Genomic DNA, 22,457 nt, shown 5'->3' with positions numbered 1-22,457 from the left:
CGATGAGACGGGAGACCAGCCGCGTGGTGAGGACCTTCGACCTGGAGCGCGAGAGCGCCCCCTCGCCGCAGCGCACCCGCGGTAAAGGCCAGCAGCGCCGCCGCGGCAAGCCGAAGAACCAGCTCGACGGCTGGATCGTCCTCGACAAGCCGTCGGGCCTGACCTCGACGCAGGCGCTGTCGGCGGTGAAGCGCCTCTTCAGCCCCGAGAAGGCCGGCCACGCGGGCACCCTCGACCCGATCGCGACCGGCCTTCTGCCGCTCGCCTTCGGTGAGGCGACGAAGACCGTCCCCTTCGTGGTGGACGGTGCAAAGACCTACGAGTTCACGGTGAAGTGGGGCGCGGCGACCGCGACCGACGACACCGAGGGCGAGGTGATCGCCACCTCCGACAAGCGCCCGACCCGCGCCGAGATCGAGGCGGCGCTGCCGGCCTTCGTCGGCGAGATCAGCCAGGTTCCGCCGCGTTATTCGGCGATCAAGGTGGACGGTCAACGCGCCTATGACCTTGCCCGCGGCGGCGAGGTGGTGGAGCTGAAACCGCGCATCGTCACGGTGACGCGCCTCGCCATCCTGGGCGAGCCGGCCGAGGACGAGGTGACGCTCGTCTGCGATTGCGGCAAGGGCACCTATGTGCGCTCCATCGCCCGCGATCTGGGCGAGGCGCTCGGCACCTATGGTCACGTGACCGCTCTGCGCCGCACCCGTGTCGGCCCGTTCCATGCCGAGGACATGATCACGCTGGACGATCTGCGTGAAGAGGCGGTGGACCCGCAGGCGGCGATCGACGAGGTGCTGCGCGAACCGTCCGACGCGCTTCTCGGCCTTCCCGAGATCGTGGTGGATCGCAACGCGGCCGGGCGTCTGCGCCGCGGCCAGGGGGCGCTGCTGCGTCCGGGCGATCCTGCGCTGGAGGAAAACTCCGAGATCTGCGCGATGGAGGGGGGCAAGCTCGTCGCCCTGTGCCGCGCCGAGGCGGGCGAATTGCGCCCGGTGCGTGTCTTCAAGGCGCCGCGCCGCCGCATCACCATCATGCCGACCCCGCGTCCGGAGCGCGATGAGCATACGGAGCTGACGAGCGGAGCCGACGAGGCGCACTGACGCCCTCGGGTGCCGCGTCCTGAAGGGCGCGGCATCCGCCGCGGCAGGGTGTGGCGACGCTGCGCTCGGCCAAGGTCCGGGCGATAGGATCCGGCCGCCCGTGGTTCGACCAGTGGGCCACCACCGTCAGACCGGAGCCATCCATGCGTCGCCTTCTCACGCGCATTCTTGCGTGCCTCAGCCTCGTTGCCGCGGCCTTCCCGGCCGGTGCGGCGGATCTTTACGTTCCCGCACCGCCCGCGGCGGCGGCAGTCCGGCCCTATGCCTGCATCCTGGGCGCGCCGATCGAGTATCACCGCGCCCCGCGCACGACGACCTACGGCACCCTGCCGAGCGGCCTCGCAGTCGAAATTCTGGATGTGCCCTTCGATCCGGTGGCCGACCTTTGGGTGCGGCTTGCGGCGCCGGGGTCCAGCATTTATTACGGCTGGGTGTGGACGCGCCATCTCGTCTGCGTCTGACACGGCCGCTTCGGCCGAGGGGCAGCGGCCCCGACCGGCCGTCATTTGCGCATGACGCCTCTAAAACAGGCGCCATGCGCTCATTATGTGTTGGCGAACGCGGCCGTCTCGCGTATCGCTGACATGGCCGACCCGTGCGCTTGCTGGACGACATCCCGGCTCGCCGCGCATCCCTCGTGACATAGGAGACACCGATGTCGATCACTGCAGAGCGCCGCCAGGAGCTCATCAAAGAGTATGCGACCAAGGAAGGCGACACCGGTTCGCCCGAGGTGCAGATCGCGCTTCTGACCGAGCGCATCATCAATCTGACCGAGCACTTCAAGACCCACGCGAAGGACAACCACTCGCGTCGCGGTCTTCTGAAGCTGGTGTCCCAGCGCCGTCACCTTCTCGACTATGTGAAGGGCAAGGACGTCGAGCGCTACCAGTCCATCATCGGCCGTCTCGGCCTGCGCCGCTGATCTGATGGGCCGCCTTCGGGCGGCCTTTCCCGTCGCGATTGTCGGCCCGTCCATCGTGGCCCTATCGCGATCGTCTCGCCCCGGTTGAGGCGAGGAGCACCGGCCCGCATCGTCGGGCCAACCATCGTCAGGACCGCCGGCCGGCACCGCCCGGACCAGCGCCGGCGATGAACCCCGGACCCGAAAACGGGCCGGGACCGGCTCGGTCGAATCCGGGCCGGACACCGTCCCCGAAGCGGCACCACAGCAGGCCGCGGGGGAGGACGAACGACGACGAACGGGTGGCGATGATGTGCCGCCCGGCCCCCGGGGCCACCGGCTCTTCAGGTGGGGCAGGATTGCCGGACGCTCGACCCTCAGGGCCGCCTCGAAGGCCCGCGGGGCCGAGCCTCTCGCCGTCTTGCCCGCCAGCGCCGGACACGCATGAAAGGCAAGAACAACGATGTTCGATATCCAAAAAGAATCCATCGAGTGGGGCGGACGCACGCTCACCCTCGAAACCGGCAAGATCGCCCGTCAGGCCGATGGCGCCGTCCTCGCCACCTACGGCGAGACCACCGTCCTCGCGACCGTCGTGTCCGAGAAGGAGCCCAAGCCCGGCTTCGACTTCTTCCCGCTGACGGTGAACTACCAGGAAAAGGCGTTTGCGGCCGGCAAGATCCCCGGCGGCTTCTTCAAGCGCGAAGGCCGCCCGTCCGAGCATGAGACGCTGACGTCGCGCCTGATCGACCGGCCGATCCGCCCGCTCTTCGTGGAAGGCTACAAGAACGACACCCAGGTCATCATCACCACGCTGGCCCACGACCTCGAGACCCAGCCTGACGTTCTGGCGATGGTCGCGGCCTCCGCGGCGCTGACCCTGTCGGGCGTTCCCTTCATGGGCCCGATCGGCGGCGCCCGCGTCGGTTATATCGACGGTGAGTATGTCCTGAACCCGACGCTCGACCAGATGGAGGATACGCTCCTCGATCTCGTCGTCGCCGGCACCGACGAAGCCGTCCTGATGGTGGAGTCCGAGGCCAAGGAGCTCTCCGAGGACATCATGCTGGGCGCGGTGATGTTCGGTCACCGCGAGTTCCAGCCGGTGATCGACGCGATCATCCGCCTCGCCGAGAAGGCCGCCAAGGAGCCGCGCGAGTTCCAGCCGGAAGACCGCAGCGCGCTGACCGAGAAGATCACCGCCTTCGCCAAGGCCGACCTGAAGAAGGCCTACGCGATCCGCGAGAAGGCCGACCGCCGCGCCGCGATCGACGACGTGAAGGCCCGCGTGATGGCCGAGTTCGTCACCGACGCCGAGGGCGCGCCGACCAAGCAGCAGGCCGGCGACGTCTTCAAGAAGGTGGAGGCCTCCATCGTCCGCGGCCAGATTCTGGACGACGGCACCCGCATCGACGGGCGCGACCTGAAGACGGTCCGTCCGATCATGGCCGAGGTCGGCATCCTGCCGCGCGCCCACGGCTCCGCGCTCTTCACCCGTGGCGAGACGCAGGCGCTGGTGGTGGCGACGCTCGGCACCGGCGACGACGAGCAGTTCGTCGATCTGCTTGAAGGCACCCGCAAGGAGACCTTCATGCTGCACTACAACTTCCCGCCCTACTCGGTGGGCGAGACGGGCCGCATGGGCTCCCCCGGCCGCCGCGAGATCGGCCACGGCAAGCTCGCCTGGCGCGCGGTTCACCCGATGCTGCCTGCGCACCACGACTTCCCCTACACGACCCGCCTCGTGTCGGAGATCACCGAGTCGAACGGCTCCTCCTCCATGGCCACCGTCTGCGGTTCCTCGCTGGCGATGATGGACGCGGGCGTGCCGCTGAAGGCTCCGGTCGCGGGCATCGCGATGGGTCTCATCAAGGAAGGCGACAAGTTCGCCGTCCTCAGCGACATCCTGGGCGACGAGGATCACCTCGGCGACATGGACTTCAAGGTGGCCGGTTCCATGAACGGCATCACCTCGCTGCAGATGGACATCAAGATCGACGGCATCACCGAAGAGATCATGAAGGTCGCGCTCGGCCAGGCGAAGGACGGCCGCGTCCACATCCTGGGCGAGATGGGCAAGGCGCTGGGCGAGGCTCGCGCCGAGCTCGGCGAATATGCGCCGCGCATCGAGGTCATCAACATCCCGGTCGACAAGATCCGCGAAGTGATCGGCTCCGGTGGCAAGGTCATCCGCGAGATCGTCGAGAAGACCGGCGCCAAGGTCGACATCTCCGACGACGGCACGGTGAAGATCGCGTCCTCCGACGGCAAGGCCATCAAGGCCGCGCTGAACTGGATCCGCGGCATCACCGCCGAGCCGGAAGTGGGCATGATCTACGAGGGCACGGTCGTGAAGGTCGTCGACTTCGGCGCCTTCGTGAACTTCTTCGGCCCGCGTGACGGTCTGGTCCACATCTCGCAGATGACCAACGGCCGCCCGGAGAAGTCCTCCGACGTGGTGAAGGAAGGCCAGAAGGTCTGGGTCAAGCTGATGGGCTTCGACGAGCGCGGCAAGGTGCGCCTCTCCATGAAGGTCGTCGACCAGGAGACCGGCACCGAGATCGCCAAGGACGCGGCTGAATAAGCCGCGGCCCAGCGTGAGGGACGCCGCGGAATAAGCGGCGCCCCAGCGTGAAGGACGCCGCGGAATAGGCGGCGCCCCAGCCTGAAGGACGCCGCCGAATAAGCGGCGGCCTGCGAACCCGCCGCATTGCGCGGCGGCAGGGTTCGCGCGTCACACGAAGCCTCCGGTGCCGCCGGCGCCGGGGGCTTTTTCATGCCCGCGGCAAGTGCGGGCGAAGCGGGGGCCTCGCGGCCGCTCGCACGGCCTTGCTGCACGTGGCGATAAATGTCATGCGCGCTTATGGCGAAACGCGGCGCCCATGGCGCCCAAGGGGGACCTGCGATGAGCGACCTGACGGGAGATGCCCACCGGATCCTGGGCGACATCGCCGCGCGTTACGGCCTGTCGACGGGCGCGGTGGAGGAAATGGCGCGGGCGGTGGCCCGCGGCGGCGGCACCATGGCGCAGTTCAACATCCCCGAGCTCGGCGGCTCCGGCCAGTGGATGATGGGCGGCATGACCATGGTCGGCGACATGTTCAACCACGGCCTGAAGGCGCAGGTGGACAATCTGTGCGCCGAGTTGTCCAACATCATGGCGGGGACGGTGCTGTTTCAAGTGCCGCAGAGCTTCGGCGGCGGGGCCTGGTGGCCGTCGGAGCTGGGCCAGCCCTCGTCCACCGGCGGGCAGAACAGCGTGCGCTACGCCTACTTTCCGAACGCGCGGCGCATCGCCTTCGACCCCGGCAACGGCGGCCCGGTGATCCTGCTCGACACGCAGGACCACCAGATCGGCGGCTGGGGGCAGCAGCAGTCCGGTCCTGGCGATCCCTTCGCGGGGATCTCCTTCTCCAGCCAATATGGCCAATATGCGCTGTCTTCGCTGCCCCAGGCGTCGATCGCCGGGGGTGCATCTGCGCAGGCGGGCGCGTCTGCGCAGATGGCCGCACCGCAGGCGGCGGCACCGCAGCAGGACGTTCCGCCTCAGCCGCAGCCCGCACCGTGGGCGCCCGAGCCGCAGCCCGCTCCGCCGCTCGATGCCGCGCCGTGGACGACCGAGCCGCAGGCCGCACCCGCCCCGCCGCCATCACAGCCGCCGGCCGCGCCTTCCTCCGAGGCCCGACCCGGCGGTGACGTGATCGGCCTGATCGAACGGCTGGCGGCGCTCCACAAGGCGGGCGTCCTCACCGACGAGGAGTTCCAGACCAAGAAGGCGGAGCTTCTCTCCCGCCTCTGACCGGCAACGCGGTTTCCGGTGACGCCCGTCACGTCTCGGGCGAGGCGGGGTGATCGTCATCACAGCGCGGCGCCCGCTCCCATTGTTTGGCGGTGTGGCTTCTCGATCTTTCGGGAAGGCCACCCCGGCCACGATGCAATGGGTGTAACATGAACAAGTTCAACTTCCGTGACGATGGGGCCGCGTTCGCACTGCCGAAAGCAAACGGCGGACATTTCGACGCGAACATTCTCCAGCTCTCCGATCTCGACTTCTTGATCGGAGGAGGCCGCGGTTCTTCCCCCGACTTTTACTTTAAATTCGACGGGGAGTCGAAGGACGGCGTCCCCGACATCGACCTCTACCTCAAGCTGGACGGCGACGGGACCGAGGCGGTGGACTTCTACCTCAAGCTCGACGGGGTCGACGGGGAGTCGAAGGACGGCACCCCGGATATCGACCTCTACCTCAAGCTGGACGGCGACGGGACCGAGGCGGTCGACTTCTACCTCAAGCTCGACGGGGTCGAAGGGGAGGCGAAGGACGGCACCCCGGACATCGACCTCTACCTGAAGCTGGACGGTGACGGGACCGAGGCGGTCGACTTCTACCTCAAGCTCGACGGGATCGACGGGGAGGCGAAGGACGGCGAGCCGGACATCGCATTCTTGTTCTCCGTCGGCGAGGACGTCCTCGAATGGACCTATCGGTCGCAGGACGGCGCCGTGTTCGAAGGCGCCGCCAAGCTCGCCGGAAGCGACGTGCTGGAATGGACCTACAAGACGCCGGACGGGGCCCTGGTCGAGTGGACCTATAGCCAGGATGCCGCCGTGGAGTGGACCTACACCGGGCAGAACGGGGCGATGGTGGAATGGACCTACGCGCCGGCGGGGTTCGAGGGCGAGGCGCCCGATCCCATCGCCTTCATGTGACCGCCAGCCAGCCGAGGAGACGCCCCATGACACTGCCTCACAGCATGACACTCCCTCACATCCACGGCGACGGCGCGGCGGCCGAGCATCTCACGGCGATCGCAGCGCGCGTGGCCGACGCGGGCGGGTGGTTCGACCCCGCCCTTTCCATCACCGCGCACGGCGGTGACCTGGCGGTGAAGAGCGGCGCTGCCGCTTCCACCGCCGGCCGCCAGCTCAGCGTACCCGTCGCCGCCATGCCGCGGATGCGCGATTTCAGCCTGCGGGCGGAGGGGGATCATCTCTCCGCCAAGGCGGACGGTGCGGCGACGCCGCTGCAGGCGGAGATCCTCGGCCACATGGTCGCGCTCTATAATGCGTGCGGCAAGCTGGGGTCGTGGCGCCGCCAGTCGCCGCTTCTGGCGCTGAAGGACCACGGTGCGTTGCTGGACCACCTCCTCGCCGCGCGTGCGGGGGCGGTGAAGGTGCGCCAGTTCCGCAGCCTGATGGAGCGGGCGGGAACGGTGGAGGGTGAGGATGCGCTGGCCCTCACCACCTTCTTCAACGCGCGCATGTTCGCGCTGCGGCCCGAGCTTGCCGGGCCGGGCGGGGCCGCGGGCAGGCAGGAGGCGGCGGGACCCGTCAGCGTGCTCTTGCCGATCGTCGACTGCATCAATCACCATCTCGGCGCGGAGCCCTTCAGTGTCGACGAGATGGCGGCGCCGGTGGCCCTCACGGTGAGCGCTGCGCCCGCCGCGTCGGGCGAAGTCTTCGTCCGCTACAACCTATATGACGCCTTGGAAACTCTGCTCTTCTACGGGTTCGTCGACCCGGCGCCGGACTTCGTCGGCTCGGTGCCGGTGTCGGTCGGGCTTGCCGCAGGACGGCGGCTGACGGTGACGGCGTCCGGCGGCGCCTACCGTGGGCCTCTGCCGCCGGACGTGGCGCCGTTGCGCGGCTTCATCGGCCAGGCGTCGGCGGGGAAGGCGGGGGAGGTGCGGCTCTCCAAGCTGGTGATCCCCGCCGCGCGCCACCGGGCCGCGTTCCGCCGCGTGCTCGCCTTCGTGCTGCGCGCGTCGGCCTTGTGCCATTCGAATGCGGCAGCGGCGGACGCTCTTCCCCATGTCGAGGCCGAGATCATCGCCGCCAACGCCGCCTATTGGAGCCGCCTCGCGGGTCTGGCGGATGCGGCGGGGCCACCGGCGCGGCAGATCGCGGGCCTCGCCCGCACCCGCCTTGCCGCACTGGATGCCTTCGCCGCGGCGGATCCGGCGCCCGCCCCCGTCCCCGTCGCGCGGCCTCTCGAACGCCGCCCCTCGTGCATGGGCGCCATCTGACGGCGACGGCGCGATGATGCACCTCTCGCCGCCCGGCGCCATCGAATTCCGGGCGACGACGCAACGCGCCCTGACGACGAGGCCCTGGCGTGGCATGTTGCACCCTGACGAACCGAACAGAAGCCGCCCCGCGGCGCCGAGACTAAGACATGACCATCCACGCCCCGATCCAATCCGCCACCCTCGCCCGCTTGAAGGAGGCCGCCGGACCGGGCGGCTGGATCGAGGGGCCGGACACCGAACCTTATTGCGTGTCCTGGCGCGACAATTGGGCCGGCAAGACGCCGCTGGTGCTGCGCCCCGACACGACCGAGCGGCTGGCGGCGCTGGTGAAGATCTGCGCCGAGACGGGGACGCCGATCGTCCCCCAGGGCGGCAACACGGGGCTGACCGGCGGCGGCCAGCCCCACGCCACCGGCGACGAGGTGGTGATGTCCACCACGCGGCTGAAGCGGGTGCGGGCGTTGGACCCGCTCAACGACACCATCACCGTGGAGGCGGGGGTGACGCTACTCGAGGTGCAGAATCTGGCCGCGGAGGCGGACCGCTATTTTCCCCTGTCGCTGGCGGCGGAGGGCACGTGCCAGATCGGCGGCAACCTCGCGACCAACGCGGGCGGGGTGCAGGTGCTGCGCTACGGCAGCGCGCGGGCGCTGTGCCTGGGCCTCGAGGTGGTGACGGCGGACGGCGAGGTGTGGGACGGACTGCGCGGCCTGCGCAAGGACAACGCCGGTTATGATATGAAGCAGATCTTCATCGGTTCTGAAGGCACGCTCGGCATCATCACCGCGGCGACGTTGCGGCTGTTCCCGCGCCCCGTGGACCGGGGCGTTGCGCTGGTGGCGGTCGACACCCCCACGGCCGCGGTGGAGCTTCTGACCCGGCTGCGCGCGGCGCTGGGCGAGCTCCTCTCCGCGTTCGAGCTGATGAACGCCAACACTTTCCGCTTTGCACAGGAGACGATGGGTCATGCCGATCCGCTGCCGGGGGCGGGCTGGCGCGTGCTCATCCAGGCGGACGGGCCGCGCGCCGAGCCGCCGCTGTCCGAGCGTCTCGAGGAGGCGCTGGGGGCACTGCTCGAGGAGGGATTGATCACCGACGCGGTAATTGCCGCGTCAGAGGCCCAGGCGGCGCAGCTTTGGCGGATCCGCGAGGACCAGGCCGAGGTGCAGCAGAAAACCGGCGCCGGGGTGAAGCACGACGTGTCGGTGCCTGTGTCGTCGATCGACGCCTTCGTGGCGGAGGCGGATGCGGCGATGGAGGCGGCTTATCCCGGCGTGCGCCACTGCACCTTCGGCCACGCGGGGGACGGCAACCTGCACTATAACCCCATCCGTCCGGTGGATTGGACGGATGCGGCCTGGAAGGGCGAGACCGAGGCGATCAACCGGATCGTCCACGACATCGTGATGGCGCACAACGGGTCGATCACCGCCGAGCACGGCGTCGGCCGGTTGCGGCGGGCCGAGCTGACGCGCGCCCGCGCCCCGGTGGAACTCGCCATGATGCGCGCCTTGAAGGCGGCGATGGACCCGGCCGGGATCCTCAACCCCGGCAAGGTCCTGCCGGATTGAGCCGGCTCCGGCCGCGGCCAGATGCCTGGGTCGGCGGGGCGGCCTGAACGAACCGCCGTGCCTGGGTCAGCCCGGCACCTTCACGTAGGCGGACAGCACCTCCTCGGTGTGCTCGCCGAGGCGCGGCGGGGCGGAGGGGAAGCGCGGCGGCGTCTCGGACAGGCGCAAGGGGGAGGCGACGAGGCGCAGTGTGCCGTGCTTGGCGTCCGGCACCTCCAGCACGATGTTGCGTGCCGCAACCTCGGGCGAATCGAAGACCTGTTCCACGGTGCGCACCTCGCCGCAGGGAACGCCCGCCGCCTTCAGCGCGGCGATCCAGTGGGCGTTGGGCTTGGTGGAGAAGATGCCCGCCAGCGCCGGGATCAGCGCGCCGCGATGCTCCACACGGTCCCGGTTGCGGATGAAGCGCACGTCCTCCGCCATGTCCGGCCGCTCCATGACGAGGGTGCAGAGCTTCCTGAACTGACTGTCGTTGCCCACCGCGAGGCAGAGCGTGCCGTCGGCGGTGTCGAAGGTCTGGTAGGGCACCACGGTCGGGTGGGCGTTGCCGAAGCGCTTGAAGCCGCCGCCGGTCTGAAGGTGCCCGGTTGCGACGTTGGCGAGCGCTGCGACGGCGCTGTCGAACAGCGAGATGTCGACATGCTGGCCGCGCCCGGTGCGACCGCGGGCGATCAGCGCGGCGAGGATGCCCTGCACCGTGTTCATGCCGGTGACGAGATCGGTGATGGCGACGCCGAGCTTCATCGGCTGCCCGTCCGGCTCGCCGGTGATGGCCATCAGCCCGCTCTCGGCCTGGATGACGAAGTCGTAGCCGGGCTCGGCCGCGCGCGGCCCGGTACGCCCGTAGCCGGAGATCGAGGCGTAGACGATCGCGGGGTTGAGCTTGGAGATCGCCTCGTAGCCGAGGCCCATCCGGTCCAGCGCGCCGAGGCGGAAATTCTCGACCAGAACGTCGGCCTGCGCGGCGAGCGCCAGGACGGTCTTCAGACCCTCGGGGTTCTTCAGGTCGATCTCGACGGACTTCTTGGAGCGGTTGGCGGCCATGAAGTAGGTGGATTCGCCGCCGATCTGGGGTGGCATCCAGCCGCGTGTGTCGTCGCCTGCGCCGGGCGCCTCGATTTTCCACACCTCCGCGCCGAGGTCGGCGAGCGTCTGCGTGGCGGTCGGCCCCGCGAGAACGCGCGACAGGTCGAGCACCTTGATACCTTCGAGCGGAAACATGGAAAGACGGCCCCTTTGCGGCGGGTTGGGCGGCCCCGCGCGGGCGGCCATGACGGGCGCGGACGGGGACGTGTCGGACGATGAGCGCCGGCCGGGAGCGGCGAACGCCCGTCTCACGTAATGTGAGGTCAAACGGGCATGCAAGCCGCGCGGTACGCAACGGGGCGCAAACGGCCACAGATCGCTGGCCGTTAGCTAACCCTTGGATTAAGTTCGGCCGCCACTAAGCCGCTCTTCATGTTGGACCTTTCATGCTCGACCCGGACATTCTCCTTGCCATCGACCTTCCCGAGGTGACCCAGGCGGTGGGGTGGCGTGATTGCATCATCTACGCGCTCGGCCTCGGCTACGGCATGGACCCGATGGACGAGGAGGAGCTCGCCTTCGTCGACGAGACGAAGTTGAAGGTGATGCCGGCGATCGCCAACGTTCTGGCGATGGCGCCGCATTGGATGAGCCGTCCGGGCACCAGCGTCGACTATTCGCGCATCGTCCACGGTGAGCAGGCGGTGCGGATCCTGCGGCCGCTGGAGGCGGGGCGCACGGTGACGGCGAAGACGCGCGTGACGGACGTGGCCGACAAGGGGAAGGGCGGGCTGATCGTCACCGAGCGCACGATCGTCGACGCCGAGACGGGCGAGGCCCACGCGGTGGTGCGCCAGTCGGCCTATTCGCGCGGCCAGGGCGGGTTCGGGCGCAAGCAGACCACGGCGCCGCTGGCCGCCGAGCCGATCCCCGAGCGCGCGCCGGACCGCACGGTGACATTGGCGACCTTGCCGGGGCAGGCGCTGATCTACCGCCTTTCGGGCGACTATAACCCGCTGCACAGCGATCCGGCGAGCGCCGCGCGGTCCGGTTTCCCGCGGCCGATCTTGCACGGTATGGCGACCTTCGGCATGGCCTGCCGGGCGCTGATGAGGGCGCTGTGCGGCAACGATCCGGCGCGGGTTCTGGCGCAGGAGGGGCGTTTTTCGGCGCCGGTGGTGCCGGGGGAGACGCTCGCTTTCGCCATCTGGGACGTTGCGCCGGGGGTGGCCGCCTACGAGGCGCGGGTACCCGAGCGGGATGCGCTGGTGTTGACGAACGGGCGGTTCGAGTATGCCGTCTGAAACGTCGCGTGCCACAGCACGGGTCTTGCGGCGGCGGGGCGGGCGGGCGAGGATCGCGGCACGATTGAGGAGCGAAACGCCGTGCCATTCCGCGAAACACTGAAGTCTCTGCGCCTTCCCGTCATCGGGTCGCCGCTCTTCATCATCTCCAATCCGGATCTCGTCATCGCCCAGTGCAAGGCGGGCATCATCGGCAGCTTTCCGGCGCTGAACGCGCGCGAGAAGGCGGGCGAGCCGGTGATGCTGGAGGCTTGGCTGCAGCGCATCACCGAGGAGCTGGACCGCCACAACCAGGCGAACCCGGACCGGCCCGCCGCGCCCTTCGCGGTCAACCAGATCGTCCACCGCACAAATGCGCGGCTGGAGCGGGACATCGAGATCTGCGTGAAGTGGAAGGTGCCGGTGTGGATCACCTCGCTGGGGGCACGGGTGGAGGTGAACGAGGCGGCCCATTCGGTGGGCGGCACTGTGCTTCATGACGTGATCAACAACCGCTTCGCCAAGAAGGCGATCGAGAAGGGGGCGGACGGTCTGATCGCCGTGGCGGCCGGTGCGGGCGGCCATGCGGGCACCTTGTCGCCGTTCGCGCTGGTGCAGGAGATCCGCCAGTGGTTCGACGGGCCGCTGGTGCTGTCGGGTGCCATCGCGCGCGGCGACGCGGTTCTGGCGGCCGAGGCGATGGGCGCGGACGCGGCCTATATCGGCTCGGCCTTCATCGCCACCGACGAGGCGCGCGCGGCGGACGCCTACAAGGCGATGATCGTCGCCGGCGGGGCGGACGACATCGTCTATTCCGACCTCTTCACCGGCGTGTGGGGCAACTACCTGAAGCCGTCGATCGCCGCGCAGGGGATGGATCCGGACCATCTGCCGACCAGTGACCCGTCGAACATGGACTTCGGGTCCGGATCGTCGAAGCCGAAGTCGTGGTCCGAGATCTGGGGCTCCGGCCAGGGGATCGGCGCGGTGAAGGAGGTGGTCCCGGCGGCGGCTCTGGTGGCGCGTCTTGCGGGCGAATATGACGCGGCGCGGGCGCGGCTTCTGGGCGCGGCGCCGGCCGGACGCGGTGTGGCGGTGGACGCCTGAGCGGGGCCGTTCGGCGCGCCGGCCGCGCGCAAAAGGCTGGACGGCGTGCGCCTCGCCTTGACTTTCGCGGCCGGCCGAACATTCTTCTGAGGCGCGCGGGAGAGACCGTGCCTCCGGTACGGGGGGGCGGCGCCGAAGGAGCAACGGCCCGGAAACTCTCAGGCAAAAGGACCGCGCGTCGACGACATTCTGGAAAGCGGCGGCAGCAGCCGTCCACCGAAGGAGTAGCCGGCACCCGCTGATCCCAGTTCGGGCAGCACGCCGGGAAATCTCTCAGGTGCCGTGACAGAAGGGCGCACATCTCGGCAGTCCTGCCGGGCGTGCGACCTTGTGGACTGGGAGAATGTTGTGGCCGACACCGCCAACGACGCGCCGCTGAAGCGCACGCCGCTCGCCGAAACGCACGAAGCCTCCGGCGCCCGCATGGTGCCCTTCGCCGGCTATTCCATGCCGCTGCAATATGCCGGCATCATCGCCGAGCACACCGCCTGCCGCGAGGGGGCGGGCCTGTTCGACGTCTCCCACATGGGCCAGCTCCGGCTGGACGAGAGCGAGCCCGGCGCCGCGGCGGCCTGGCTGGAACGGCTGACCCCCTCCAACATCAACGGCCTCAAGGAAGGCGCCGCCCGTTACTCGGTGCTGACCAACGAGGCGGGCGGTGTGGTCGACGATCTCATCATCACCAATTTCGGCGACCACATGCGCCTCGTCGTCAACGGTGCGCGGCGGGACGCGGTGGCCGCCCACTTCGCCGCCCACGCCGACCCGAAGGTCACCGTCACGCCGATCGACCGGGCGCTGATCGCGATCCAGGGTCCGGAGGCGGAGGCGGCGCTCGCCCCGTTCGTCTCCATCGACCTTTCCGCGCTCACCTTCATGACGGCGGCCTATGGCGAGGCCTTCGGCGCCGACGCGATGATCTCGCGCTGCGGCTATACCGGCGAAGACGGGTTCGAGATCTCGCTTCCCGGCGACGTCGCGCCCGCCGCCTGGACCACCCTGTGCGAGAACCCGAAGGTTTCCCCGGTCGGGCTCGGTGCGCGCGACACGCTGCGCCTGGAGGCGGGGCTGTGCCTCTACGGCCAGGACCTCAGCGAAGAGATCAGCCCTGTCGAGGCCGACATCGGCTTCATCATGCCGAGGCGCCGCCGCGAGGAGGGGGGCTTCCTCGGCGCCGAGCGCATCCTCGCCGAAGCCGCCCAAGGACCCGCCCGCAAGCGCGTCGGCCTGAAGATCGAGGGCCGCGTTCCCGCCCGCGCCGGTGCGGTGCTGCAGGCGGACGGGCGCGACGTCGGCATCGTCACCTCGGGCGGTGTCGGCCCCACCGTCGGCGGCCCCATCGCCATGGGGTTCGTCGAGGCCGGACACAACGAGATCGGCACGGAGCTTGCCGCAATCGTCCGCGGGAAGGCGGTGCCCGTCACCGTCGCCCCGCTCCCCTTCGTGCCATCGCGCGCCAAACGAAAGACCTGAGATGAAGCGTTACACCAAGGACCACGAATGGATCGAGGACGCGGACGGCATCCTCACCGTGGGCATCACCGATCACGCCCAGGAGCAGCTCGGCGACATCACCTTCGTGGAGCTTCCCGAAGTCGGCAAGACCGTCGCCAAGGGTGACGCCTTCGCCGTGGTGGAGAGCGTGAAGGCCGCGTCCGACGTCTACGCCCCCGTCGCGGGCGAGGTGGTCGAGGTCAACGAAACGCTGGATGCCACCCCCGAGCTCGTCAACGAGGCGCCCGAGGCCGCGGGCTGGTTCGCCAAGATCAAGACCGCCTCCGCCGACCTGTCCGAGTTCATGGATCAGGCCGGCTATGACGAGTACCTGAAGACCATCTCGTGACATCGCCCCGCCTCGCCGTGCGCGCCCTCATCGTCGAGGAGGGCCGGCTCCTCCTCGTCAACGCCTACCCGGATGGGAAAAGCGATCTGTGGTGCGCGCCGGGGGGCGGTGTGGAGAAGGGGGCGAGCCTCACCGAGAACCTCGCCCGCGAGGTGTTCGAGGAGACCGGCCTCACGGTCGCGGTCGGCGGCCTCGCCCTCGTCAACGAGTTCCACAACGCGGACACCGGCTTTCACCAGGTGGAGCTGTTCTTCCGCGCCGACGTGACGGGCGGGGCGATCGACCCCGCCTGGCAGGACCCCGACCGCATCGTCACCGATCGACGCTTCTTCGCCCCGGACGAGTTCGGGGCGATCCGCTTCAAGCCCGACAGCCTGCCCGCCATCGCCTTCGCCGCGGTGCCGCTCGCCCGCTACGACCCGTTGGAACATATGATCATTTAACAAGGACATTTCGCATGCAGACCCCCAAGGAATTGGTCCTGTCCGTCTATGACGCCTACGCGGCGGGAGATGTGGAAAGCCTCGCCGCCGTGATGGGCGAGGGCATCTGCCACACCTGCCACGAGGGCAACCAGTCCGGGGTCTTCTGCGGCCGCTTCGTCGGGCGGGAGGCGGTGCTGGAACGCATCCAGGCGATCGCCACCGCCTTCGCCATCGAATCCTTCGCCTGCGTCTGGATCGCCGCGGACGGCGGCAAGGTCGCCGCCATTTGCCGCTTCGCCGGCACCGGCCGCGCCACCGGGGCGCGGATCGACACGCGCCTTGCCCACTTCTTCACCGTGGAGAACGGCCTGGTCGTGGAGTTCGAGGAGATCTTCGACTCCGGCCTCGTCGCCGCCGCCATCGGCAGCACGGTCTCACCTCTCGCCTCGACCCCTTAAGGAGTAATGATGCGTTATCATCCGCTGACGGCTGACGACCGGGCGCTGATGTTGAAAAAGATCGGCATCGGCGCGATCGACGACCTGTTCGCCGACGTGCCCGCCGGCAAGCTCTTCACCGAACCGATGGATCTGCCAGCGGGCCAGTCCGAGATCGCGGTGGAGCGTGCCCTGTCGGCGATGGCGCGCAAGAACCACGCGGCGGGGGACGGGCCCTTCTTCCTGGGCGCGGGGGCCTACCGCCACCACGTCCCGGCGACGGTGGACCACCTCATCCAGCGCTCGGAGTTCCTGACCTCCTACACGCCCTATCAGGCCGAGATCAGCCAGGGCACGCTGCAGGTGCTGTTCGAGTTCCAGACCCAGGTGGCGCGCCTCACCGGCATGGAGGTCGCCAACGCCTCGATGTACGACGGCTCCACCGCCGCCGCCGAGGCGGTGATGATGGCCGCCCGCCTGACCAAGCGCGGCAAGGCCGTGGTGTCCGGCGGCATCCACCCGCAATACCGCGACGTGATCGCCACCGTCTCCACCGGCGTAACGTTCGACATGGCGCCCGCCGACTGGACGGGCACCGAGGACATCGTGGCGCGGATCGACAAGGACACCGCCTGCGTGGTCGTCCAATCGCCGTCCTTTTATGGCCACCTCGTCGACCTTCGCCCCATCGCCAAGGCGGCGCACGAGGCGGGCGCGCTCCTTGTCTCCGTGTTCACCGAGCCTGTGGCGCTGGGCGCGATCGAGCCGCCGGGGGCCATGGGCGCCGACATCGTGGTGGGTGAGGGCCAGGGCATCGGCAACTCCCTCAATTTCGGCGGGCCTTATGTGGGCCTGTTCGCCACGACAAAGAAGCACGTGCGGCAGATGCCGGGCCGCCTCTCCGGCGAGACGACCGATGCGGACGGCAAGCGCGGCTTCGCGCTGACGCTGTCGACCCGCGAGCAGCACATCCGGCGCGACAAGGCGACGTCGAACATCTGCACCAACTCTGGCCTCTGCGCGCTCGCCTTCACCATCCACATGACGCTGCTGGGCGAGAAGGGCCTTTCGCGCCTCGCCGCGCTGAACCACGAGCGCGCCTGCGCCACCGCCGACGCCCTGGCGCGCGCCGGGGTGGAGGTGCTGAACGAGACCTTCTTCAACGAGTTCACCGTGCGCGTGAAGGGCGACGCTGCCGCGCGTGTGGAGAAGGCGGCGTCCGAGGGGATCATCGCCGGGCTTCCGGTGTCGCGCCTCGACCCGTCGGCGCCGGGCGACCTCATCGTGGTCGCCGCCACCGAACTGACCACCGACGACGACATCGCCGCCCTCGTCGGCGCGCTGGAGGGCTGAGCCATGGGTGAGAACGAGATGGCCGCGAGCAAGACCTTCACCGGAAACCAGGCGCTGCGCATCCAGGAGCCGCTGATCTTCGAGGTGGGCCACAACGGCCAGACCGGCGTCGACGTGCCGGAGCCGGCCGCCCACACCTCCCGCCTCGGCGCGCTGGGGCGCAAGACCCCCATCGACCTGCCGGGCCTCACCGAGCCCGAAACGATGCGCCATTATGTGCGCCTGTCGCGGCAGAACTACGCCATCGACCTCGGCCTCTACCCGCTCGGCTCGTGCACGATGAAGCACAACCCGCGCCTGAACGAGAAGATGGCGCGTCTGCCGGGCTTCGGCGACATCCATCCGCTGCAGCCGCTGTCCACCGTGCCGGGCGCGCTGGAGCTGATGAAGACGCTGTCGTCCTGGCTCCTGAAGATGACCGACATGAAGGCCGTCGCCCTGTCGCCCAAGGCGGGCGCCCAGGGTGAGCTCGCCGGCATGATGGCCATCCGCGCCGCCATCGCCGCCAAGGGCGAAACGCGCGGCACGGTGCTGGTCCCCGAATCGGCCCACGGTACGAACCCCGCGACCGCCGCCGCGCTCGGCTACAAGGTCGAGGGGATCAAGGCGCGCGCGGACGGCACGGTGTCGGTCGAAGCGGTGAAGGAGAAGCTGGGGCCGCACGTCGCGGCGATCATGCTGACCAACCCCAACACCTGCGGCCTGTTCGAGCCTGAGGCCGCCGCCATCGCCGACGCCATCCACGAGGCCGGCGCCTACTTCTACGGCGACGGGGCGAACTTCAACGCCATCGTCGGTAAGGTGAAGCCGGGCTCCATCGGCGTCGACGCCATGCACATCAACCTGCACAAGACCTTCTCGACGCCCCATGGCGGCGGCGGTCCGGGCTCGGGCCCCGTGGTGCTGTCGGAGCGGCTGGCCCCGTTCGCGCCGGTGCCATTCTTCCGCGGCGACGAGCTGGTCGAGCGGGTCGAGGACGCGGCTGGGGGCGAAATGCCGTTCGGCCGGCTCACCGCCTTCCACGGCCAGATGGGCATGTACGTCCGCGCCATGGCCTACATGATGAGCCACGGCTCCGACGGGCTGAAGCAGGCGTCCGAGGATGCGGTCCTGTCGGCGAACTACATCAAGGCCTCCCTGGCGGACCTGATGAGCGTCGCCTTCCCGGACCGTCCCGCGATGCACGAGGTGCTGTTCGACGACCGCTTCCTGAAGGACACCGGCATCACCACGCTCGACTTCGCCAAGGCGATGATCGACGAGGGCTTCCACCCGATGACGATGTACTTCCCGCTTGTGGTGCCCGGCGCGATGCTGATCGAGCCGACCGAGTCCGAAAGCCTCGCCTCGCTGGACATCTTCATCGCCGCCCTGCGCGACCTCGCCATGGCCGCCAAGCGCGGTGACACCGAGCGGTTTACCGAGGCGCCCCGCTACGCCCCCCGCCGCCGCCTGGACGAGACGAAGGGCGCACGCAAGCCCGTGCTGACCTACGAGGCGCCCCAGCCGGTGCTGGACGCCGCCGAATAAGGCTCGCGCTGCGATGAGGACGAGGCACCGTGCGGGGGACCGTGCGGCGCCTTTTTCGTGGGGCGGGGCCTTCGGTCTCTGGAGGCGCCCCAGCCCTCGGCAGCGCCCCAGCGCCCGGCAGCGCCCCAGCCTCCGGCGGGCTCGGGACCCTCCTACGGTCAGGCCCGCCTGACCACTGGACCCTGCCATCACCCTGCACCGCATGGCAGAGATGGCGGCACCTTGCCAAGGACAAGCGGCTAAAGCCGGCCTGCGGCTCCTTGGCAAGGCACCACCATCTCCGCCAAGGGATTGGGGCGACGGCAGGCTCCAGCGGTCAGGCTGAGGCGACGCGGACCTGCGGATACGCTGCGTGGTGTATCGGGGGCCTGTATTGGCGGGGAAGTGTGGGGAGAAGCCTGCGCGGGAAGGCCATGTTGATGGCACGCCCAAGGGGAATCGAACCCCTGTTTTCGCCGTGAGAGGGCGACGTCCTGACCGCTAGACGATGGGCGCAAACGCTGTGGAGGGGTATCTAGCCGCTCTCACACCGTCTGCCAAGGGGGAAATCGGCCTTCGCGAAAACGAAATCCGATTTTTCCGGCGGCGGAGCGGATTTTTCCACATCCCGCCTCGGCGGCCCTGCCGAGTTCGCCGCGCCGCAGATGACGAAGCCGGCCTGCATCGGCCGACCGGCTCGCGGCGCGGTGTGAAAGCGCGGGTTCAGTTCGCGGCGGTCGACACGGCGGCCGGCTTTTCCGCCGGGACAGCCGCCGCGGTCACGCTCGTCGCAGACGCATCGTGCGCCGCCGCATCAGGCGCGACCTTGGTGCTGTCCGTGCTGGCGGCGTCCTCGCCCTTCGGGGCCGAGTCCGGGGCGATGGGCGCCTCGGGCGCTGCGGAACCGGCCACCGGAGGCTCGGCCTCGGCCGCCGGGCGCTCCTCAGGCCGCACCGTCACGCCGGGGCGGATCCGCTGCAGTCCGGCGACGACGATGCGGTCCCCGCCCGACAGACCGTCGGTGATGATCCACGCATTGCCGCGCGTCCCCGCCGTCACCAGCTCACGCTCCTCGATCACGTTCTCGCCGTTGACGATGTAGGCGATCGGCTGACCGCGGCGGTTGCGCGTCACCCCCTCCTGCGGGGCGAGCACAACGTTGTCCACCTGCCCCTGCGGCATCTGCACCTGCACATACATGCCGGGGAGCAGCAGCCGGTTGGGGTTTTCGAACGTGAGGCGCAGCGTCACCACGCCGGTGCTCTCGTTCACGTAAGGCTCGGCGGCGGTCAGCTCGCCCCGCTTCTCGTACACGGTGCCGTCGGCCAGGGTGAGCGCCACGGAGGTGTCCGCCCCTTTCAGCCGCTCCTGCAGCATGCCGCGGCGGAACTCCAGAAGCTCGGCCGCCGACTGGGTCACGTCCACATAGACCGGGTCGATCGTGCGGATGACCGCGAGCGCCGTCGCCTGTCCCGCCGTCACCAGCGAACCTTGCGTGGCGAAGGAGCGGCCGACGACGCCCGAAAGCTGCGCCGTGATGGTGGTCCGGTCGAGGTCGATCTCCGCCTGCAGGAGCTGGGCCTGGGCGACCTGGAGGGCCGCGTCGGCCGTCTCGCGCGTGGCGACCGCGGTCTCGAGCTGCTGCTCGCTGATCACGCCGCGCTGGCGCAGGCGGTCGTTGCGGGTGGCGTCGTTCTCGGCCTGGTTGAAGGTGGCCTGGGCCTGCGCCACAGCCGCGCGCGCCGCGGCCACACGCGCCTCGTAGGTCTCCGGCGCGATCCGGTACATCGGATCGCCGATCTTCACGTCGGCGCCTTCGTCGAACAGGCGCTCGGTGATGATACCGTCCACCTGCGGGCGCACCTCGGCAACGCCCGATGCCACCACGCGGCCGGGCAGCAGAGTCGTCAGCGTGATGTCCTGCGGCTGAAGCGTCACGAAGGTGACGGCCGGGGCAGGGGGGGCCGCGGGCGCCGCCTGTTCGGCGGGTGCCGCCTTTTCGGGCGCCGCCGCGGCGGGGGCGGGGGTGTCCTCGCTCTGCGAACTGCGCCGGCTGCGTTGGGCTTCGGCAGCGCTGACCGCAATCAGGCTGATCGCAGTCGCCACAGTGAGGATCCGCGCTGCAGACCTCAACATACTCGTCTCCGTGAAGCGTGAAAGTCGGCGGTGGATGTCGCCGCGATGGTGCTTAGGTAATTCCTTGAACCGCAAATTCCAAATCCGTGACGCTGCCATGCTGTGTCAAAACAGGTGGAAGGCGTCGCGCCCTTGGCCTAATCGCGGGGGAGAGCGAGCGATGGAGACACAATGCCTGTTCCGGTGATGCTGATGATCCTGGACGGTTGGGGCTGGCGCGAAGAGCGCGAGGCCAACGCCGTCCTCCAGGCCGACACCCCCAACTTCGACCGGCTCTATGCCGCGAACCCGCACGCCTTCCTGAAGACATGCGGGCCCGACGTCGGCCTGCCGGAAGGGCAGATGGGCAACTCTGAGGTGGGCCACCTCAACATCGGCGCCGGGCGCGTGGTGATGCAGGAGCTGCCGCGCATCGACGAAGCGATCACCTCCGGCGACCTCGCCGAGCGCCTCGCCGCAACCGGGCTGGCGGACGCGCTGAAGGCGTCGGGCGGGCGCTGCCACATCGTCGGCCTTGTGTCGGACGGCGGGGTGCACAGCCATCAGCGGCACGCCGTCGCCGTCGCCAAGGCGCTCGCCGAGGCGGGCGTCCCCTCCGTCCTCCACGCCTTCACCGACGGGCGCGACACCGCCCCCGATTCGGCGGTGGGCTTCCTGACGAGCGTGGCGGCGGAGCTGCCGCAGGGCGCCACCATCGGCACCGTCAGCGGGCGCTATTATGCCATGGACCGCGACAACCGCTGGGAGCGTGTGGAGAAGGCCTACCGCGCCATCGTTTCGGCCGAGGGGCCGCAAGCGGCGAGCGCGGTGGCCGCCGTGGAGGCCGCGCAGGCCGAGGGGACTACCGACGAGTTCGTGCTCCCCACGGTGATCGGGGATTATGCCGGCGTGGCGGACGGCGACGCGCTCGTGTGCTTCAACTTCCGCTCCGACCGCGCGCGTGAGATCCTGACCGCGCTGACCGACCCGGACTTCACCGGCTTCGACAGGGGCGCCGCGCCGCAGTGGGCGAGCCTCGTCGGCATGGTGTCCTACAGCAAGGAATTGTCGGCGCGCTTCAAGGTGCTGTTCGAGCCGCAGAACCTGCGTGACGGCCTCGCCGAGACCGTCGCCGCCGCGGGCAAGCACCAGATCCACCTCGCCGAGACGGAGAAATATCCGCACGTCACCTACTTCCTCAACGGCGGGCTGGAGGCGCCGTTCGAGGGGGAGGACCGCACCATGGTGCCCTCGCCGAAGGTGACGACGTACGACCTGCAGCCGGAAATGTCGGCGCCGGAGCTGACAGAGGCCGTGCTGAAGGCGATCGCCTCGGACGCCTACGACCTCATCGTCGTCAACTTCGCCAACCCGGACATGGTGGGTCACACCGGCAGCCTCGCCGCGGCGATCAAGGCGGTGGAGACGGTGGACGGGAGCCTCGGCCGGATCGCCGATGCGATCGAGGCCAAGGGCGGCGCGCTGATCTTCACCGCCGACCACGGCAATTGCGAGATGATGGTGGACCCCGAGACCGGCGGCCCGCACACCGCGCACACTCTGAACGACGTGCCTGTGGTGCTGGTCTCGCCGCGCAAGGCGACCATGGCGAACGGGCGCCTCGCCGACCTCGCCCCGACCCTGCTCGCCCTGATGGGGATCGCGCAGCCGGAGGCGATGACGGGGCGCTGCCTGGCGACCTTCGCCGACTGACGGCAGGAGAGGGCGGGTGCGCCCGTCCTCAGTCCCCGTCCT

At 69.4% G+C, this 22,457-nt stretch carries 19 protein-coding genes, 1 tRNA gene and 2 riboswitches; of the genes, 17 read left to right on the top strand and 3 right to left on the bottom strand.

Features of this window, described 5'->3' with window-relative positions; all coding sequences use genetic code 11:
* Positions 1-2: 2 nt before the first annotated feature.
* The 8 genes from truB (at position 3) to BIX52_RS01680 (ending at position 9,604) form a co-directional block, all read left to right on the top strand.
* The gene (gene truB / locus BIX52_RS01715; RefSeq protein WP_083659931.1) at positions 3-1,100 is read left to right on the top strand and encodes a tRNA pseudouridine(55) synthase TruB; all 1,098 of its coding nucleotides are present in this window, start codon (positions 3-5) and stop codon (positions 1,098-1,100) included.
* 143 nt (positions 1,101-1,243) lie between these two features.
* Positions 1,244-1,561 (top strand): hypothetical protein, encoded by a 318-nt coding sequence (locus tag BIX52_RS01710; RefSeq protein WP_075219278.1) that lies wholly within the window; start codon positions 1,244-1,246, stop codon positions 1,559-1,561.
* Positions 1,562-1,755: 194 nt separating this feature from the next.
* On the top strand, positions 1,756-2,025 hold the full coding sequence (gene rpsO / locus BIX52_RS01705; RefSeq protein WP_075219277.1) for a 30S ribosomal protein S15: 270 nt from the start codon (positions 1,756-1,758) through the stop codon (positions 2,023-2,025).
* A 442-nt stretch (positions 2,026-2,467) separates the two neighbouring features.
* Positions 2,468-4,588 carry a polyribonucleotide nucleotidyltransferase gene (pnp, locus tag BIX52_RS01700; RefSeq protein WP_075219276.1) on the top strand — a complete coding sequence of 707 codons (2,121 nt, stop codon included), beginning with the start codon at positions 2,468-2,470 and terminating at the stop codon, positions 4,586-4,588.
* Positions 4,589-4,909: 321 nt separating this feature from the next.
* The gene (locus tag BIX52_RS23885) at positions 4,910-5,803 is read left to right on the top strand and encodes an SHOCT domain-containing protein (RefSeq protein WP_075219275.1); all 894 of its coding nucleotides are present in this window, start codon (positions 4,910-4,912) and stop codon (positions 5,801-5,803) included.
* Positions 5,804-5,952: 149 nt separating this feature from the next.
* Positions 5,953-6,714, top strand: coding sequence for a hypothetical protein (locus BIX52_RS01690; RefSeq protein ID WP_075219274.1), 762 nt, complete (start codon positions 5,953-5,955; stop codon positions 6,712-6,714).
* Between the two features lie 26 nt (positions 6,715-6,740).
* Positions 6,741-8,030 (top strand): SET domain-containing protein, encoded by a 1,290-nt coding sequence (locus tag BIX52_RS01685; RefSeq protein WP_139312691.1) that lies wholly within the window; start codon positions 6,741-6,743, stop codon positions 8,028-8,030.
* Positions 8,031-8,179: 149 nt separating this feature from the next.
* Positions 8,180-9,604, top strand: a complete 1,425-nt coding sequence (locus tag BIX52_RS01680) for an FAD-binding oxidoreductase (RefSeq protein ID WP_075219272.1) — start codon at positions 8,180-8,182, stop codon at positions 9,602-9,604.
* Positions 9,605-9,670: 66 nt separating this feature from the next.
* On the opposite strand, the gene BIX52_RS01675 is transcribed toward BIX52_RS01680, so the two are convergent.
* Entirely contained in the window at positions 9,671-10,825 is a 1,155-nt protein-coding gene (locus tag BIX52_RS01675) for a CaiB/BaiF CoA transferase family protein (protein ID WP_108676426.1), read from the bottom strand.
* Between the two features lie 251 nt (positions 10,826-11,076).
* On the opposite strand from BIX52_RS01675, the gene BIX52_RS01670 reads away from it, so the two are divergent.
* The 8 genes from BIX52_RS01670 to gcvPB all read left to right on the top strand — a co-directional run bounded on the left by BIX52_RS01670 (position 11,077) and on the right by gcvPB (position 18,608).
* On the top strand, positions 11,077-11,934 hold the full coding sequence (locus BIX52_RS01670; protein WP_075219270.1) for a MaoC/PaaZ C-terminal domain-containing protein: 858 nt from the start codon (positions 11,077-11,079) through the stop codon (positions 11,932-11,934).
* Between the two features lie 81 nt (positions 11,935-12,015).
* Positions 12,016-13,020 (top strand): NAD(P)H-dependent flavin oxidoreductase, encoded by a 1,005-nt coding sequence (locus tag BIX52_RS01665; RefSeq protein ID WP_075219269.1) that lies wholly within the window; start codon positions 12,016-12,018, stop codon positions 13,018-13,020.
* A gap of 86 nt (positions 13,021-13,106) precedes the next feature.
* Positions 13,107-13,204: riboswitch (glycine riboswitch) on the top strand.
* Between the two features lies 1 nt (position 13,205).
* Positions 13,206-13,313: riboswitch (glycine riboswitch) on the top strand.
* A 55-nt stretch (positions 13,314-13,368) separates the two neighbouring features.
* Positions 13,369-14,493 carry a glycine cleavage system aminomethyltransferase GcvT gene (gcvT, locus tag BIX52_RS01660; RefSeq protein ID WP_075219268.1) on the top strand — a complete coding sequence of 375 codons (1,125 nt, stop codon included), beginning with the start codon at positions 13,369-13,371 and terminating at the stop codon, positions 14,491-14,493.
* 1 nt (position 14,494) lies between these two features.
* On the top strand, positions 14,495-14,863 hold the full coding sequence (gcvH, locus tag BIX52_RS01655) for a glycine cleavage system protein GcvH (RefSeq protein WP_075219267.1): 369 nt from the start codon (positions 14,495-14,497) through the stop codon (positions 14,861-14,863).
* Entirely contained in the window at positions 14,860-15,306 is a 447-nt protein-coding gene (locus BIX52_RS01650) for an NUDIX domain-containing protein (protein ID WP_075219266.1), read from the top strand. The genes gcvH and BIX52_RS01650 overlap by 4 nt, the downstream gene beginning before the upstream one ends.
* A 14-nt stretch (positions 15,307-15,320) precedes the next feature.
* Positions 15,321-15,746, top strand: coding sequence for a nuclear transport factor 2 family protein (locus BIX52_RS01645; RefSeq protein WP_075219265.1), 426 nt, complete (start codon positions 15,321-15,323; stop codon positions 15,744-15,746).
* A gap of 9 nt (positions 15,747-15,755) precedes the next feature.
* Complete coding sequence (gene gcvPA / locus BIX52_RS01640) at positions 15,756-17,078, top strand: aminomethyl-transferring glycine dehydrogenase subunit GcvPA (protein ID WP_075220087.1); 1,323 nt, start codon at positions 15,756-15,758, stop codon at positions 17,076-17,078.
* 3 nt (positions 17,079-17,081) lie between these two features.
* Positions 17,082-18,608 (top strand): aminomethyl-transferring glycine dehydrogenase subunit GcvPB, encoded by a 1,527-nt coding sequence (gene gcvPB / locus BIX52_RS01635; protein ID WP_075219264.1) that lies wholly within the window; start codon positions 17,082-17,084, stop codon positions 18,606-18,608.
* A gap of 420 nt (positions 18,609-19,028) precedes the next feature.
* Here the strand turns inward: gcvPB and BIX52_RS01630 are convergent.
* Together BIX52_RS01630 and BIX52_RS01625 are read right to left on the bottom strand one after the other, a co-directional pair.
* A tRNA-Glu gene (locus BIX52_RS01630) sits at positions 19,029-19,103 on the bottom strand.
* A 207-nt stretch (positions 19,104-19,310) separates the two neighbouring features.
* Positions 19,311-20,723 (bottom strand): efflux RND transporter periplasmic adaptor subunit, encoded by a 1,413-nt coding sequence (locus BIX52_RS01625; protein WP_083659930.1) that lies wholly within the window; start codon positions 20,721-20,723, stop codon positions 19,311-19,313.
* Positions 20,724-20,894: 171 nt separating this feature from the next.
* Here BIX52_RS01625 and gpmI point away from each other — a divergent pair, with 171 nt between their 5' ends.
* The gene (gene gpmI / locus BIX52_RS01620; RefSeq protein WP_075219262.1) at positions 20,895-22,415 is read left to right on the top strand and encodes a 2,3-bisphosphoglycerate-independent phosphoglycerate mutase; all 1,521 of its coding nucleotides are present in this window, start codon (positions 20,895-20,897) and stop codon (positions 22,413-22,415) included.
* The last annotated feature ends 42 nt before the right edge of the window (positions 22,416-22,457 follow it).

The sequence above is a fragment of the Acuticoccus yangtzensis genome, from assembly GCF_001927245.1.
Lineage (GTDB): Bacteria > Pseudomonadota > Alphaproteobacteria > Rhizobiales > Amorphaceae > Acuticoccus > Acuticoccus yangtzensis.
The sequence above is the reverse complement of the archived record's forward strand: the minus strand, read 5'-3'. Positions and strand labels throughout refer to the sequence as shown.